The organism is Streptomyces sp. NPDC045470, assembly GCF_040646595.1.
In the GTDB taxonomy this organism is placed as follows: domain Bacteria; phylum Actinomycetota; class Actinomycetes; order Streptomycetales; family Streptomycetaceae; genus Streptomyces.
In genome coordinates, this window is the sequence record NZ_JBEZAN010000010.1 from 155853 (window position 1) to 170566 (window position 14714).

General features: G+C 72.3%; 10 protein-coding genes and 2 pseudogenes. 5 read left to right on the plus strand and 7 right to left on the minus strand.

Features of this window, described 5'->3' with window-relative positions:
- Positions 1-42: 42 nt before the first annotated feature.
- Both AB0A97_RS25930 and AB0A97_RS25935 read right to left on the minus strand, forming a co-directional pair.
- Positions 43-1344, minus strand: a complete 1302-nt coding sequence (locus tag AB0A97_RS25930) for an MFS transporter (RefSeq protein WP_361154297.1) — start codon at positions 1342-1344, stop codon at positions 43-45.
- Positions 1345-1347: 3 nt separating this feature from the next.
- Positions 1348-2862 carry a citrate:proton symporter gene (locus AB0A97_RS25935; protein ID WP_361154300.1) on the minus strand — a complete coding sequence of 505 codons (1515 nt, stop codon included), beginning with the start codon at positions 2860-2862 and terminating at the stop codon, positions 1348-1350.
- Between the two features lie 282 nt (positions 2863-3144).
- Here AB0A97_RS25935 and hmgA point away from each other — a divergent pair, with 282 nt between their 5' ends.
- The 3 genes from hmgA (at position 3145) to AB0A97_RS25950 (ending at position 6207) form a co-directional block, all read left to right on the plus strand.
- Positions 3145-4470 carry a homogentisate 1,2-dioxygenase gene (gene hmgA / locus AB0A97_RS25940; RefSeq protein ID WP_361154303.1) on the plus strand — a complete coding sequence of 442 codons (1326 nt, stop codon included), beginning with the start codon at positions 3145-3147 and terminating at the stop codon, positions 4468-4470.
- 48 nt (positions 4471-4518) lie between these two features.
- Positions 4519-5268 carry a GntR family transcriptional regulator gene (locus tag AB0A97_RS25945; RefSeq protein WP_361154306.1) on the plus strand — a complete coding sequence of 250 codons (750 nt, stop codon included), beginning with the start codon at positions 4519-4521 and terminating at the stop codon, positions 5266-5268.
- Between the two features lie 69 nt (positions 5269-5337).
- Complete coding sequence (locus tag AB0A97_RS25950) at positions 5338-6207, plus strand: poly-gamma-glutamate hydrolase family protein (protein WP_361154309.1); 870 nt, start codon at positions 5338-5340, stop codon at positions 6205-6207.
- A 504-nt stretch (positions 6208-6711) separates the two neighbouring features.
- Here the strand turns inward: AB0A97_RS25950 and AB0A97_RS25955 are convergent.
- From AB0A97_RS25955 to AB0A97_RS25970, 4 genes and pseudogenes are all read right to left on the minus strand, one after another.
- Positions 6712-8538 (minus strand): trypsin-like serine protease, encoded by a 1827-nt coding sequence (locus AB0A97_RS25955; protein ID WP_361154312.1) that lies wholly within the window; start codon positions 8536-8538, stop codon positions 6712-6714.
- 596 nt (positions 8539-9134) lie between these two features.
- A pseudogene (locus tag AB0A97_RS25960) lies at positions 9135-9297 on the minus strand (tautomerase family protein); the annotation flags it as partial.
- A 120-nt stretch (positions 9298-9417) separates the two neighbouring features.
- Positions 9418-9663 (minus strand): annotated as a pseudogene (locus AB0A97_RS25965) (3-ketoacyl-ACP reductase); the annotation flags it as partial.
- A 239-nt stretch (positions 9664-9902) separates the two neighbouring features.
- The gene (locus tag AB0A97_RS25970) at positions 9903-11264 is read right to left on the minus strand and encodes an MFS transporter (RefSeq protein WP_361154314.1); all 1362 of its coding nucleotides are present in this window, start codon (positions 11262-11264) and stop codon (positions 9903-9905) included.
- Between the two features lie 270 nt (positions 11265-11534).
- On the opposite strand from AB0A97_RS25970, the gene AB0A97_RS25975 reads away from it, so the two are divergent.
- Both AB0A97_RS25975 and AB0A97_RS25980 read left to right on the plus strand, forming a co-directional pair.
- Positions 11535-12740 (plus strand): type ISP restriction/modification enzyme, encoded by a 1206-nt coding sequence (locus AB0A97_RS25975; protein WP_361154597.1) that lies wholly within the window; start codon positions 11535-11537, stop codon positions 12738-12740.
- A 58-nt stretch (positions 12741-12798) separates the two neighbouring features.
- Positions 12799-14004, plus strand: coding sequence for a CaiB/BaiF CoA-transferase family protein (locus AB0A97_RS25980; protein WP_361154317.1), 1206 nt, complete (start codon positions 12799-12801; stop codon positions 14002-14004).
- Positions 14005-14037: 33 nt separating this feature from the next.
- Here AB0A97_RS25980 and AB0A97_RS25985 read toward each other — a convergent pair whose 3' ends face one another.
- Positions 14038-14301 carry a hypothetical protein gene (locus AB0A97_RS25985; RefSeq protein WP_073768393.1) on the minus strand — a complete coding sequence of 88 codons (264 nt, stop codon included), beginning with the start codon at positions 14299-14301 and terminating at the stop codon, positions 14038-14040.
- Between the last annotated feature and the right edge of the window lie 413 nt (positions 14302-14714).

Genomic DNA, 14714 nt, shown 5'->3' on the forward strand with positions numbered 1-14714 from the left:
CTTCACCGGGTGGCGCGGGCTTTCGCCGGGTGGTGCGGGCCTTCACCGGTTGGCACGGGATTCGTCGCCTGCGGCGGGCGGGCTCCGGGGAACCGCCGGTGCTCTTGGGGGCGCTGACGGCCTCTCGGGACGTACGGGCTCCGACGTCCCGCGCGCCGGGCGGGCGGCCACGGCTGCCGAGGCCAGGAGCAGGACGCCGAGCAGCGCGAAGGGCGCCGCGGTACCGGCCAGTCCGGCCAGCAGGCCCGCCGTGGCGGGTGCCGCGACCTGGCCGAGCCGGTTGCCGGTCAGACGCAGGGCGAGTGCCGTGCTGCGGGCCGCCGCGGGAGCCGCCTGGACGACCGTGGTCATGGACAGCGGCTGGCCGACGCCTAGGCAGAAGCCGAGGGCGCCGAGCATCACGGCCAGCGCCCAGACCGGCACGGGCAGGGTCAGCCCGGCGCAGAGCAGGCCCGCGAGGGCGCAGCTGCCCGCCATCAGGGCGGTGCGTCCGAGAAGCCGGATCATGGGCGTCATGACCAGCCGGCAGGCGACCGTGGCCGCCGCGCGCAGGCTGAGCAGCAGCCCGACGGCGGCGGGCGCGATGCCCCGGTCCTCGCCGATGACGGGCAGGTAGGCGGTGAGGATGTCGGTCGCGGAGAGCACCGCGAGGCTCATGAAGATGCCGGCCGCGACGCCCCGGGTGCCGAGGATGCTTCGTACGGGCGTGCGTTCCGTCGTCGCCGTACGGCCCCGGGCGGGAGGCGTGGCCCCGGAGGCGGCGGCCGGGCGGTGTTCCAGGCGCCACAGGGACAGGTAGGAGAAGGCGGCGAGGGCGCCCGCGGCCAGGAGCGCGGTGGCGCTGGTGGCCGCCATGGCGCCGGCACGCCCGGAGACGACGAGCCCGGCGGCGGCCGGGCCGACGAGCTGGCCGAGGGAGGCGCCGATCGTGAAGTGGCCGAAGTTGCGGTCACGTTCGTCCGGAGCGCTGCGGCGGGCGACGATGGACTGGGCGCCGATGACGAAGCACAGGTGGCCCAGGCCCATCACCCCGCTCCAGGCGGCCATCGCGGGCAGCGAGCCCGCCACGCCGCTGAGCGCGCAGCCGCCGGTGATCAGCGCGACGCCGGCGACGAGCAGCGGGGCGCAGCGGCCCTGGTCCGTGCGGCGCCCGAGCGGTACGGCCACCAGCAGCGGCAGCAGCGCGTACACCGCCGTGATCACGCCGACCGCCCGCTCGTCGGCGCCGAGCGCGAGCGCCCGGTAGGAGACGGCGGGCCGGGCCATGCTCACCGCGGCCTGGGCGAAGGTGAAGGTGATGACCAGGCGCAGCAGCCAGCCCCGGCCGGGCGTCGCGGCGTCCACGGGTCAGATGATCCCGTACAGCAGGCCGGCCGCGAGGACGACCAGGGAGGTCAGCACCGCCCATTTCACGGTGAAGCGGGTGTGGTCGCCGAACTCCACCTTCGCCATGCCGACGAGGACGTAGACGGCCGGGACGAGCGGGCTGGACATGTGCAGGGCCTGGCCGACGAGGGAGGCGCGGGCGATCTCCAGGGCGCCGACGCCGTGCGCGGCGCCCGCCTCGGCGAGGATCGGGACGATGCCGAAGTAGAAGCCGTCGTTGGACATGAAGTACGTGAGCGGGATGCTCAGGACGCCGGTGACGATGCCCATGTGCGGGCCGAGCGCGTCCGGGATGCCGTCCACGAGCCAGCGGGCCATGTGTCCGACCATGCCGGTGCCGGTGAGGACGCCGGTGAAGACGGCGGCGGCGAAGACCATGCCGGAGACGTTCAGGACGTTCTCGGCATGGGCGGCGATCCGGGCCTTCTGGTCCGGCATGCGGGGGAAGTTGACGGTGAGCGCGGTGGCGGCGCCGAGCAGGAAGAGCACCGGGATGGGCAGGGTCTGCAGGACGAGGAGGACCAGCAGGGCGACGGTGAGGGCGGCGTTGAACCAGTAGAGCTTGGGGCGCAGGGTGGCGCGGTGCGGGTCCAGGCCCTGGAAGTCGTCGGCGCCGGGGGCCGTGGCGTCGGTGCCGGAGGCCGCGGCGCCGGTCGCGGGCTCCGCGGGAACCGTGCCGCTGTTTCCGCCCCCGACCGCCGCCGCGGGACGCGCCTTGGCCGTACGCAGGGCCGCCGTACGCAGGACGGTCGTACGGACGCGGGCCCCGAAGCCACCGGTCGCCGCGGCGAGCACCGGCTCGCCGGCCGGCTGTGCGGGCAGCGTACGCCCGGTCGCGGTGCCCGCGTCGTCGAGCGTGAGCAGGCCGAGCCGCTTGCGCTCGCGGCGCCCGAGGACGTACGCGAGCAGGAAGACCGCCACCAGGCCGGTGGCCAGCGCCGGGACCATGGGGACGAAGATGTCGCCGGCGTCCAGCTTGAGGGCGGTGGCGGCGCGCGCGGTCGGGCCGCCCCACGGGACGGTGTTCATCACCCCGTTGGCGGTGGCGGCGACGCCCGTCATGACCACCAGGCTCATCTTCAGGCGGCGGTAGAGCGGGTAGAGCGCGGACACCGTGATCATGAAGGTGGTGGAGCCGTCGCCGTCGAGCGAGACGATCGCGGCGAGCAGCGCGGTGCCGACCACGACCCGCACCGGGTCCGCCTTGCAGAACCGCAGGATGCCCCGGACGACCGGGTCGAACAGCCCGACGTCGATCATCACGCCGAAGTAGATGATGGCGAACATCAGCATCGCGGCGGTCGGCGCCAGGTCGCCCACGCCCTTGAGGACGTACTCGCCCAGGTGTGCCCCCTGGCCCACCAGGACGCAGAAGAGCGCGGGGATCAGGATGAGCGCTGCCATCGGCGACATCTTCTTCGTCATGATCAGCACCAGGAAGGTGGCGATCATGACGAATCCGAGGACTGTCAGCATGGGGGTACCTCACGTTCGCCTTCGAACACCGCCCGGGACGGCGGTCGAGGCGACGGTAGGTGGCCGAAACTTTCGTTAACAAGGTCTTGACGTGCGAGCAATACGAGCAAAACACCAGGCGTGTGAGCGCTCGCCCGGCCGGTCCGGCGCCCGGCGGGCCGCCGGTCCGGTACCGCGCACGGCTCCCGCCGGGTGGCCGAGAGTTTCCGTTGACGGGCCGGGCCCGCAATCCTAAGGTCCTCCATAGGATTGCTGGATCCCCTTGAGCGGCGGGAGCGCGCGATGACAGGCACGGGCAACGAGCGGGCGAGGAAGACGGCCGAGGGACTCGCGTACTCCTCGGGATTCGGCAACGAGCACAGCTCGGAGGCGGTCACCGGCGCGCTCCCGGTGGGCCGCAACTCCCCGCAGCGCGCGCCCCTGGGCCTGTACGCGGAGCAGTTGAGCGGTTCGGCGTTCACCGAGCCGCGCGCCCACAACCGCCGGACGTGGCTCTACCGCGTCCGCCCGTCCGCCGCGCACCCGGCGTTCACGCGGGTGGACAACGGCGCGCTGCGCGGCGCGCCCTTCACCGAGACCGCGCCGGACCCCAACCGCCTGCGCTGGAACCCGCTGCCCGCGCCCGAGACCCCCACCGACTTCCTGGCCGGCCTGTGGACCCTGGGCGGCAACGGCGACGCCACCCAGCGCACCGGCATGGCGATCCACCTCTACCACGCCAACGCCTCCATGGAACGCCGGGTGTTCAGCGACGCGGACGGCGAACTGCTGATCGTGCCCGAGCACGGCGGTCTGCTGATCCGCACCGAACTGGGCCTGCTGCGCGCCGAACCGGGGCACGTCGCACTGATCCCGCGCGGCGTCCGCTTCCGCGTCGAGCTGCTCGACGCCACCGCGCGCGGCTACGTCTGCGAGAACTACGGGCAGCCCTTCCAGCTCCCCGACCTCGGCCCGATCGGCGCCAACGGCCTGGCCAACGCCCGGGACTTCCTCGCGCCGACCGCCGCGTACGAGGAAGAGGAGGGCTCCTACGAGGTCGTCAACAAGTTCTGCGGCAACCTCTGGAAGGCGACGTACGACCACTCGCCGCTGGACGTGGTGGCCTGGCACGGCAACCACGTCCCGTACGTCTACGACCTGCGCCGCTTCAACGTCATCGGTTCAATCAGTTACGACCACCCGGACCCCTCGATCTTCACCGTGCTGACCTCGCCGTCCGACACCCCCGGCCTGGCGGGCGTGGACTTCGTGGTCTTCGCGCCGCGCTGGCTGGTCGGCGAGGACACCTTCCGGCCGCCGTACTTCCACCGGAATGTGATGAGCGAGTACATGGGGCTGGTCGAGGGCGCCTACGACGCCAAGGCGGAAGGTTTTGTCCCCGGCGGCGGCTCGTTGCACAACATGATGTCCGCGCACGGCCCCGACCGGGAGACCTTCGACCGGGCGAGCGCGGCGGAGCTGGCACCGCAGAAGATCGACGACGGGCTGGCGTTCATGTTCGAGACCCGCTGGCCGGTCACCCTCACCGGGCAGGCGGCCGGCGCCGACCACCTGCAGAGCGGCTACGACGGCGTGTGGCAGGGTCTTGAGCGCCACTTCCGTCCCTGAGCGCACCGGGCCGGCCGGGATCCGTCCGGCCCGTGATACGGAGTCGTCGTGACCACCTTCGCCCCCGACTCGCTGGACCTGAACCGCAAGCTGCCGCTGTGGTACCAGGTCTCGCAGTCGCTGCGCGCGTCCATACTCGGCCGCTCCCCCGGCGCCCCGCTGCGCCTGCCCACCGAGGACGCGCTCGCCGCGCACTACGGCGTGAGCGTGCTGACCATGCGCCAGGCGCTCAAGGAGCTGGAGACGGAAGGGCTGATCAGCCGGCACCGCAGACGCGGCACGTTCATCGAGCCGAGTGCGCGGCGCGGGGCGCCGGTGCGGCTGCTCGGTTCGGTGGACGCGATCGTGGCCCAGCAGTCCGGTATGCGGACCGAACTGCTGGGGCACGGCCCGGCCGCCGTGCCGTCCGAGCTGGCGGAGTACTTCCCGGACCTGACGGAGGTGGTCGCGTACCGCAGGCTGCGCGGCGACGCCAAGACCGGGGAGCCGACGAACCACGCGCAGAACTTCCTGCACCCCGACGTCGCCGCCCGCGTGGACCTCGCGGACCTGGAGCGCTGGCCGATGACGAAGGTGCTGCGGGACGCGGTGGGCGTGGCCATCGCCCGCATCACGGACACGGTCGAGGCGCGGCTGGCCGACCCGGAGACCGCCCGGCTGCTCCAGGTACCGCTGCTCAGCCCGATCCTGCACTACACCGGCATCACCTACGACCAGGACGGGCGGGTGGTGGACGTCGCCCTGATCCACTACCGGGGCGATCGTTTCTCCTTCACGGTGACGCTGGACGCGCACTGATCCGGCCCCGGTGCGCGGTGGCCCACCCCGGTGTGAGCGCCGGCGGAGCGGCAGGTGAAGATGTGCGACATGTCACCCATCAACCGTCGTACGGTCCTCACCGCCGCGCTCGGCGCGGCAGCCATCAGCAGCACCCCCCTGGTGACGGGCATGGGGGCCACCCCGGCCCATGCCACGTCCGACAAGGACGTGTACGACACCAACACAGATCTGTACAAGAAGCTCTCCGGCCAGGAGGGCATCCAGTTCGCGCGCCGCTACAGACGGCATGAGCTGCTCGACAACGAGCGGGGCGAGAGACACCCGTACCACCGCACGACGATCATGGCGCTGCACGGCGGCGGCATCGAGAAGGGCACCTCCGAGCTGTGCCTGGGCATAGCGGGCTACCGGCCCGACACCCTGGCGGCGCTCTTCCCGGGCGAGCCGGTGTACGACTACTGGATGTTCGAGGGCCTGCGGCTGCCCAGCATGAACCTGGGGTCCAACCGCGACCTGCACGTCACCGCCAAGAACTGCGACGACCACGTCGCGATCTCCATGGCGGCCTCCAGCCTCAACGTCCTGAGCCTGCACGGCTGCACCGCTGAGCAGGCCGGTGTACGCAGCGGCCAGGACCCCAAGGTGGTCGTGGTCGGCGGCCTGAACGCCGCTTTCAAGAAGCTGCTGCACGAGGAGCTGGGCAAGCACTTCAAGACGGTGGACGGCGACGACTTCCCGGACCTGGCCGGAGTCAACCCCGCCAACCCCTGCAACCGCACCATGCTCGGCAAGGGCGGCCAACTGGAACTCAGTACCGAACTGCGCGCGTCCTTCTTCGACAAGGACACGATGGACGGACGCCCCGGCAGCACCAACGACGAGTTCAAGAAGTTCGCCGACGCGTGCCGCAAGGCGATCACCCGCCTGGAAACCCGCTCGGACCAGGTCATTCTCTGACCACCGCGGGCGGCGCCGGCTCACCGGCCCGCCCGCCTTCAGGGCGCCTTCTCACTGAGTGTTCGGCCCGGTCTCGCCGAGTACGGATGTCCCAGCGACCTGTCCGACGAGCGCTGGCGGACGCCGGCCACCCCACCACCGGCACCGACCTCGGCACCCGTCCCTGCATCGACGTCCACCCCGCTCAACGCCCGCGGATCCACGGTGATCCCGCATCGCCGGACCATCGAGCGGAGCATCGGCTGGCTCACGCACCACCGAAGACCCGCCCGCGCCTGCGAAAGACACCCGCGTCACCCGGAGGCCATGCCCCAGCCCGCCATGACCGGCCTCATGACCCGCCGCCTCACCGGCGAAACCACACCGAACCGGCGCGACCTCCAACCCAACGGGACCAAACAGCCCCCCCAGAGCCAGCCACTCAGTCACCTGGGACCGACGGTCGTGATCACGGCGTGGACCCCGGCCACCGAATCCCACACCGTGATCGCCCGTGTCTGACGGCTATCCGACGCTCCACAGGACGCCCTGGCCCTGTCCACCAGCGGCCTTGTAGACGACCAGCTTTCCGTCGTCCTCCAGGCGCAGGAACGCCTCGGGGTTCTTGGAGGTCTTGGTGGACCAGAGGTCGCCGCCCTTGCCCTGGCCGCCGCCGGCCTTGTAGACGACGAGGTTGCCGTCGTCCTGGATACGGGCGTAGTTGCCCACGCCCGAGGTGCCACTGGCCCACAGGAGAGTGCCGTCACCGCGCCGGTACAGCGCGAGGTTGCCGTCGTACCGCATGATCAGCAGCCCCGCCTTGGACGAGGTCCACTGCCCCGGGCGCAGGTCCTGGCCGCCGGCTAGGGTGCTCGGCCGGCCCCAGGTGGCCGAGTCCCACAGCGAACCGCCCTTGCCCGGGCCGCCGGTCTTCTTGTAGACGACGAGGTTGCCGTCGTCCTGGAGGTGGAGGAAGGCGCCGGGGTTCTTGGAGGTCTTGGTGGACCAGAGGTCGCCGCCCTTGCCCTGACCGCCGCCGGCCTTGTAGACGACGAGGTTGCCGTCGTCCTGCATACGGGCGTAGTTGCCCACGCCCGAGGTGCCACTGGCCCAGAGGGTGACGCCGCTCTCACGGTGCAGGAGAACGAGGTTGCCGTCCCGCTGCATCAGGAGCGTGGTGTTCTGGTTCTCGATCCACTGGCCCGGACGCAGTTCCATCCCCGCGGTGAAGGTCGTGGGACGGCCGAAGGTGTCACTGCTCCACAGCGAACCGCCCTTGCCCTGTCCGCCGTCCTTCTTGTAGACGACCATGTTCCCGTCGTCCTGGAGGAGCAGGTAGGAACCCGGGGAGCGGAAGGTGCCGGACGCCCAGAGGTTGCCGCCCTTGCCCTGTCCGCCGGTCTTCTTGTAGACGACGAGGTTGCCGTCGCTCTGCATCTGGAGATAGGCGCCGGGGTTGCCGAAGGTCTGCGTTGCCCACAGCACCTGGCCGCCCGCCTTGTGGTACATCGCCAGGTTGCCGTCCTTCTGCATCCGCAGTTCGACGCGGCGGCCCTCCAGCTTCTCACCGGGATTCAGCCGCTGGCCCGGCATGAGCAGCGAACTCCTGAAGTGCTCGCGCAGCCAGGAGTTCAGCCCGTCCACCCGGAAGGCCGTGGCCTGGTTCGGGCCCGCGACCTCCGACCCGAAACATCCCGCACTGTTCGAGCCGGCGGCCAGCGCGACCAGCTCGGTGCCGTCCGCGTCCTCCCGGACGACGGGGCCGCCGGCGTCCCCCATGCAGATACCACCGGAGGTCCCGGCCGGCGTCAGCGTGAGCGAATCGTCGCCGACCCTGCCCGCGGCGAGGGCCGTCGTGTGCAGCCGCTCGGGGACCCACTCATCCTCGGTCCGGCCGAACCCCGCCGCCGTGAGTGGCTTCCCTTCCACGGCGGGAGCATCGGCCACGGCGATCGAGTCGACGCCTACGGCGGGCTGCGCCAGGTGGGCCAGGACCACACCACGGTCGGGGTGCGGCACCAGTTCGCTGATCTCGGTGACGAGGCCTTGCGAACCGCTCAGATCGGTACGGCCGACGGTCACCGTGGACCTCAGCCGAGGTTTGCCGGCGGAAGGCGCCGCACCGGGCTTCTCGGCGAAGCAGGCACCGGCGGTCAGCACCCACTGCGGGTCCACCAACACTCCGGAACAGGCCCGTACATGGTCACCGACTACGATCTGGGCGGTGTAGGAGTACGTGCCCTCCTTGGCGCTTTCACCGACGACAGCGTGCGCGGGTACGGCGCTCAACGCGCTCAGCGCGGTGCAAGAAGTGAGCAGCGCGGCGGCCGCGCGTGGGCGTATTCGAGACAAGGTGATTCCATCCGTTTTCTGCTGTGCGGGAAGGCGACGGTCGGTGCCGTCCATGAGTGGCGCGGCCCGATGCTGACCGGCAACCGGTCGGCCCGGGGCCTTCTCGGACCGAAGGTCCACGCCTTCTTCGGGCTCGGAGGCGGCGGAGTGCGGGACACCAAGCCGCGTGGGAGCCGGTGGAAGTCCCCATGGTGGCGACGGCCGTGGTGTTCACCGCGACGGCCACTTCGGTAGCAGCGGCGCACCGCGCTAACTCCATTCCGGTTTCCTCCGAGCGCAAAGGGGGAGCCTCCGCGCCAGGCGCCCCGTCGGTGGCCGGGAATATCGCCGCGGCACGCCAGGACAAAATGCGCGGAAGCCGTCGGAATTTTAAGCATGAGAGCGTAATGTGCCCCACGTGATAAATAGGGCATAAGCTGTAAAGCGCGCCCGGGGCATTGTGCAGCTTCTCACCACAACCATCCAGGGGGCACGGTTGTCCTTGCCACCTCGCCTGGGAAGCAGTACGGCCACCGTGCCACCGCGGCCGTCGAAGCCTGGCACGACGGCGTCGCCCCCCAGACCACACACAGAGGAGGCGGTCAGGCGTCACCGTTTACGACCGTGGTGGGGCGGGCCCCGTTCGCCGTAGATCTCCGCGCAGAGGTCGGTGGTGCGCTCGACGATCTTCTTCGTGTCTTCGGTGGTGACGGTGCCTGCGGGGACCTTGAAGTGGGCGAAGGGGGCATGAGGGGTTCTCCTTGAGTGGGTTCTTGGAATGGGCGGGGGGGGGAGAGCACGGGTCTGATGACGGGCGAACAAGTAGCGGCACGACCCTGCTGCTGGTGGGAACTCAGCTACTGACGAAGGCCTCAGCTGTGATCGGAGGTCACACCATGCCCCGTTCGCTCGCAGGACCTGGCCGTTGCCCCAGTGCCCGGCCGGGCTGGTGAGGAAAGGAGACCACCTGGGCGATGCCGCCCAGGGTGGCCAGCCTCTCCGGGGTCGGGGTCCTCGCGAGCTGGTCGATCTGCTCGGGTGCCTTGCCTTCGAGAAGCAGGTACTGGCGGTGGGGCCGAAGGCGGCGGTGTTCACGGTCACGTCCGGGCCGCGGAGTTCGCGGGCGAGGATCAGTGTGAGCGACTGCGGACGCCGGGGCGGGCGGCGGCGGCGATCCGGGACAGGAGGGGACGCGGCGGCCGGCTTGGCGAGCGGGCAAAGGGCGGGACGCCGCGTCATCTTGGGAGGAGACCGGAGGTGCCGGAACGCAACAGCCCTCTGCCGCTGCATCCATGGCCGTAAGGCTCACCGGCCTCTTCAGTCCCGGGGGGCGGCTGACCAGTCAAAACCCGGCACAACTCGGCGAGACAGGGCCAAAGGCTCAGTCAGATCCGCTCCAGGCTGCGTCCCGTGCTCCTCGGGCCCAGCAGCGCCACGTCCAGGCACAGCAGCACCATCAGGGCCGCCGATCCAATGAAGACGGCGCCGGGCCCGAGGTCCGCCAGTACGGTCAGTGCGACGAACGGCAGGATCACCGAGGTGAGCCGGGACAGCGAGTAGGCGATGCCGATGGCGCTGCTGCGCAGGCCGGTGGGGAAGATCTCGGTCTGGTAGACGTGGAAGGCGTTGGAGAAGACGTTGCTGCACACGGTCAGCGCGAAGCCGGCGCCGACGATCAGCCATCCCGCGTCGGCGAAGCCGAAGGCCAGGCCGCACCCGGCCATGCCCAGCGCGGCGGCGATGATCAGCGTCTTGCGTTCGATCCGGTCGATCAGCGGTACGGACAGTGCCGAGCCGATCGGATAGCCGCAGAAGCTGAGGGCGGCGTAGCTCAGCGACGCGGTGACGGTGTGGCCCTTGGCGGTCAGCACGACCGGCGCCAGCGAGCCGAAGCCGTAGTAGCCGACGGTCTGGAGGACCTGGAAGAGCCACCACATGACCGTACGGCGCCGGTGATCGCCGCGGAACATCTCGCCCAGCGGGACACGGCGCTGCGGCACTTCCGCCGCCACCGCGACCGACGGCAGGGTCTCGCCGGTCTCCCGCGCGACGCGCTCCTCGATGTCCGTCACGATCCGCGCGGCCTCCTCCTCACGGCCGTGCACGGCGAGCCAGCGCGGCGACTCGGGCAGCCGGGCGCGCATGAGCTGGATGAACGCCGCGCCCAGAGCACCGGCCACCAGGAGCCAGCGCCAGCCCTCGACGCCGAACAGCTCACGGGTGGCGACCAGGCGCGCGCCGACGAAGGCGGCCACCGGCACGCCGAGGAAGCCGAAGGTGTAGGCCCAGGCGATGTAGCGGCCGCGGACCGCGCGCGGCAGGAACTCGGCGAGGTAGGTGTCCACCAGGACGAGTTCGGCGCCGAGGCCGAGCCCGGCCAGGAAGCGCAGCGCGATCAGCCATTCGGCGTTCGGGGCGAAGGCGCAGAGCAGCGAACACAGGGAGTACGCGCCCAGATTGACCAGGAACATCCGGCGCCGTCCGAACCGGTCCGCGAGCACCGAGAGCACGTTGGCGCCCACGAACATGCCGAGGAACCCGGCGGCGATCACCCACGACTTGGCGGTGTGGTCCAGGTGCCAGCGCTCGGCGAGCACCGCGGCCAGCACCCCGCCGAGGAAGATCTCGTAGAGGTCGAAGAAGGCGCCGATGCCGACGGTGAAGGTGAGACGGCGGTGCCAGCGGGACGGCGGCAGCCGGTCCAGCCGGGCTCCCGCCCGCGCCCCGGTGAGCTGCGTGGCGGTCATGGCGCTCCTCCCGGCGGACGGCGGCGGCACGGGCGTACGACGGCACGGCGTACGGTGTCCCGCCGCACGGGCGCACGGCGGCACGGGCGTACGGCCTGGACCGTACCCCTCGGTGATCACTCGCAAAAGACCGCCTCCGGCCGCCGCCGTTACGATGCCCCCAGCGACCGAGCGCACCGAAGGTCCAGGGAGGGCGACCGCGTGACGGTGACACAGGCCACGGGGAGCGGCGGCGGCAGGCTCGCGGCGGCGCCCCGGCTCGACGACCTGATGCCCTGGTCGGCGGCGCCGCTGCGGCTCGGCCGCGGCTGGGTCATGGCCCCGGACGCCGCCTCGCTGCGGGCCCGCTGGGCGGCGCTGCACGCGGCCGGGGACAGCGCGGCGCGCGAGCGGCTGTTCCGGCCCAGCCGCGCCCGTACGCTGCGCACGGCCGTCCCCCAACTGCCCGGCCAGGCCACGCCCACCGGCCGGCTCGCGCACACCGGCGGGCCGTGCCCCGACCCGGTGCGCGTCCTGCACGGCCCGTACGACCAGCAGTGGCTGCTGCCCGACCACCGGCTGATCGACAGCGCCCGGCCGGAGCTGTGGCGGGTCGCGGACGGACGGCAGGTGTTCGTGGTGGAGCTGGGGCACGTGCCGCAGACGGAGGGGCCGGCGCTGGTCGCCTCCGCGCTGCTGCCGGACGGCCGGTCACCGGCCGGGCGTCCCGGCCGCATCCGGCCCTTCTACCGGCGGCCCGGCGGCTGCGAGCCGAACCTGGCTCCCGGCCTGGCCGAGCTGCTGGCCCGCCGGCTGGACCGGCCGGTCGGCGCCGCCGAGGTGCTCGCCTGGGCGATGGCGAGCGCCCGGTCCACGCCGTCCGGCGCCGTCGTGCCGCTGACCGCCGACGCCGGGGTGTGGGACGACGGGGTCGGGCTGGGCGAGCGGCTGCTGTGGCTCCAGACGAGGGGCGCGCGGGGTGACGGGACGGCGTACGGGGCGCGCGCCGGTGACCGTCCTCGGCTGCCCGGCGGCCGACGGCCCTACGTACGGGCTCCGCTGCCCGCCCGCGGGCTGCCCGACGGCATCTCCTACCTGCCGGACGAGGAGGCGCTGGTCCTCGGCCCCGGCCGGGTCTCCCCCGTACCGCGGGCGGCCTGGGAGGCCGAGGCGGGCGGCGTGCCCGTGCTGGAGGCGTGGTTCGAGCGCCGTACGGCCGCGGTGGCCGAGCCGGGGAGCCTGGAGGCGGTACGGCCCACCGGCTGGCCCCAGGAGTGGACCACCGAACTGCTGGAACTGATCACGGTGCTGGCGCTGGCGGCCGAACTGCGCCCGGCGCTGGAGGACGTGCACCGGCGGACGGCGGACGGTCCGCGCGTCGAGGCGCCCGAACTGCGCGCGGCGGGGGTGCTGCCGCCGCCCGCCGCGGCCCGCCGCCCGGCCTCCGTCCTGGACCACCACGAGGAGGGCCCGGAGGGGCAGTTCGCCCTGTTGTGACGCGGCCGGGCGGCCCGGCGCGTTGCCCGGCGCGCGGCGGTGGGTAGGTGATCCGACCATGGACCCCACCGCGCCGGAGCCGCCGCCCCTGGAAGGCATCACCGTCGTCGCCGTCGAGCAGGCCGTGGCCGCGCCGTTCGCCACCCGGCAGCTCGCCGACCTCGGCGCCCGGGTGATCAAGGTGGAGCGGCCGGACGGCGGTGACTTCGCCCGTTCCTACGACACCTCCGTACGCGGCCTGGCCTCGCACTTCGTGTGGGCGAACCGCGGCAAGGAGTCGCTGGCACTGGACCTGAAGGACCCGCGCGGGCGCGCGCTGCTGGACCAACTGATCACCGACGCCGACGTGTTCGTGCAGAACCTGGCGCAGGGCGCGGCCGCCCGGCTCGGGCTCGACGCGGCGGCGCTGTGCGCCCGGTACCCGCGCCTGGTCGCCGTCGACATCTCCGGCTACGGCCCCGACGGCCCGTACGCGCACAAGCGGGCCTACGACATGCTCGTGCAGTGCGAGGCCGGGCTCGTCTCGCTGACCGGGACGCCGGAGGAGCCCGCGAAGGCCGGGATACCGGCGGCGGACATCGCGGCGGCGATGTACGCGTTCTCCGGGGTGCTGGCCGCGCTGCTGCGCCGCGGCACGACCGGGCGCGGCGGCCCGGTGGAGGTGGCGCTGCTGGACGCCCTGGCCGAGTGGCTGGGACATCCGCTGTACTTCGGGATGTACGGGGGCACACCCCCCGCGCGCACGGGGGTCGCGCACGCCGTGATCGCGCCGTACAACGCCTATCCGACGGCGGGCGGGCAGCCGGTGCTGGTGTCCGTGCAGAACGACCGGGAGTGGCAGCGGCTGGCGCGGCAGGTGCTGGAGCGGCCCGGACTGGCCGAGGATCCGGCGTTCGCGACGAATGTGGCGCGCGTCGGCAACCGGGACAGGACAGACGGTGTGGTGGGTGAGGTGCTGGCCGGTATGGGCGTCGAGGAGGCCGTACGGCGGCTGGAGGCGGCGGGGATCGCCTGCGCGCGGCTGAACGGGGTGGCGGAGCTGGCCGGGCATCCGCAGTTCGCGGCGCGGGACCGCTGGCGGGAGGTGGGCTCACCGGCCGGGCCGCTGCGTGCGCTGCTGCCGCCGGTCACGCTGCCCGGGAGTGCGGGGCCGGTGATGGGTGACGTCCCGGCCCTCGGCGAACACACCGACGCGCTGCTGAGCGCTCTGGGTCTGACGAGCGAGCGGATCGCAGCGCTGCGCCGGGACGGTGTGGTCGCCTGAGGGACCGGGAACGGTACGTCGTCCGGCCGAACCTCAGCCGTGGCCGCCGAAGAGCGACCGACGCAGCCTGCGCAGCGGTGCGAACAGCGACACCCTGGCGCCGCGGCTCGTCCTGCTGCGCCGGTGATCACGAGCAGTGAGCTCCTGCATCAACGATGTCGCGCCCTCCGTCTCCCGGTGCGGGACGGCGGGTCCGCCCAGCACCGCGAGATGGCGGTCGAGCCGCGCGCTGGACGCGCCGCTCCCGCAACTGATGGCAGGCACTCGTGGCCTGCTGCGCATTGTTATCTGTTCCATGACACTCCCCACCCGTACGAGGGCACCCGGCCCGGGCAGGGTAACCCTATCTCTCTCCCGCGACACGCGCGCGGCCCGGTCACCGGTATTCACCTCCCGCACACCGACGTTGACGCCACCTTACGGATCACTGTCAACCGAGGGCGAGTTGGATGAGTACCGAGGTCGCGGGCCTGTCGGAACCGCCGGCCGACTCCAGGGTGACCGCCGGCCGGTCCGCCTGCCCGGCGCCGCCGTGCCGAAGATCACGTTCGACGGCGGGGCCCGCGGTGCGGGACCCACGGCCGTACGGCAGCGTCGCGGCCGGACGGGCGGTGGTGAGGCCCTCCCGCAGCCGCCCGGCGGGTACGCGTACCCGCCGGGCGGCTGGGTCAGTCCAGCGGCTTCACTACGGCCGGGTGGCGGAGGGGCGC